Raw genomic sequence first — 1060 nt, 5'->3', positions numbered from 1 at the left:
GGCCTACCAGTACGCCGCGCCCACGCCCCCCGCCGCCCCGAAGAAGCGGAGCAGCACGCTCCTGATCAGCGCGGCCGCGGTCGCCCTGATCGCGGTGGTCGGCACCGTGGCGGCGATCGGCCTGGGCGGCGGCGACGAGCCCGACGACCCGCGCGCGGGCGGCGGCTCCACCCCCTCCACCGCCGCGTCCACCGAGCCCTCCCAGGCCGCCGAGCACCGCGGCCCCGAGCGGCACCGCACCCTGGACACCACCAAGTGCACGGACGCCCCCGAGGACTACGACGACCCGGAGAAGGTCCAGGCGCCCGACTTCCGCTACAAGGACATCCTGTCGGTCAAGGCCTGCCTCCAGGCGGCCGGCTGGAAGCTCAACGAGAAGCCGTCCGACGACCCCCGTTTCGCCGAGGACCAGGTCGTCGAGCAGTTCCCGCCGGCCGGCTCCGCCGTCGACCCCTCCGGCCAGTCCTTCGACATCACCGTGGCCACCGGCGACAACCCGGAGGGGTGACCGCGCGGGCGGCGCTCCGGCGCCCCGCGGGGTTCCCCCTGCCGGCGGGCACGGGTGGCCGCCCGGGATGCCGGCGGGCGAGGGTCGTGTGACGCTGAGTCCGTTCTCAGACCGTTCTCAGTTCGTCGTACGGCTCCTCGGCAGTCCGGCGCGGGAGGGGGCACCCGGTGGCTCCACGACTCGGCTCGCGGTGCGCGGTTCTCCTCGCCGCCCTGGCGCTCGCCGGCTTCGGCGCGGGCCCCGACCGGGTCGCCCAGGCCCGGGAGTCCGGCCCGGCGGCCGCCCGCTCCTCGGGACCGGCGACCGCCGCCCGGCCGGACATACGCCCCGGGAACAGCCGTGGCGAGGACGGCGACGGCGGGCGTACGGATGCGGGGAGCGCCCCGCACGGCCACCCGTCCGGGGGCGGCCGGCCCGGCCCCGACGGGTCCGCGCCCTGGAGCGGCCGCGACTGGCCCGGCGGCGCCGCCGGCCCCTGGCCGGGCTGGGCCCAGACCGGGGCCGGCGGACGCCCGCCGGGCCGCCCCGCGGCCGAGCCCGACGCTCCCGGCC

At 79.1% G+C, this 1060-nt stretch carries 1 protein-coding gene and 1 pseudogene; both read left to right on the top strand.

What is annotated here, in order from left to right:
• Positions 1-508, top strand: a 508-nt coding sequence (locus C6N75_RS29935; protein WP_146132725.1) for a PASTA domain-containing protein, incomplete at its 5' end; no start/stop codon positions are given.
• 167 nt (positions 509-675) lie between these two features.
• Positions 676-1060 (top strand): annotated as a pseudogene (locus C6N75_RS29930) (hypothetical protein); the annotation flags it as partial.

It is taken from the genome of Streptomyces solincola (genome assembly GCF_002982015.1).
GTDB classification, from domain to species: domain Bacteria; phylum Actinomycetota; class Actinomycetes; order Streptomycetales; family Streptomycetaceae; genus Streptomyces; species Streptomyces solincola.
Note: the sequence above shows the minus strand (reverse complement) of the source record. Positions and strands in the feature narration are given on the sequence as shown.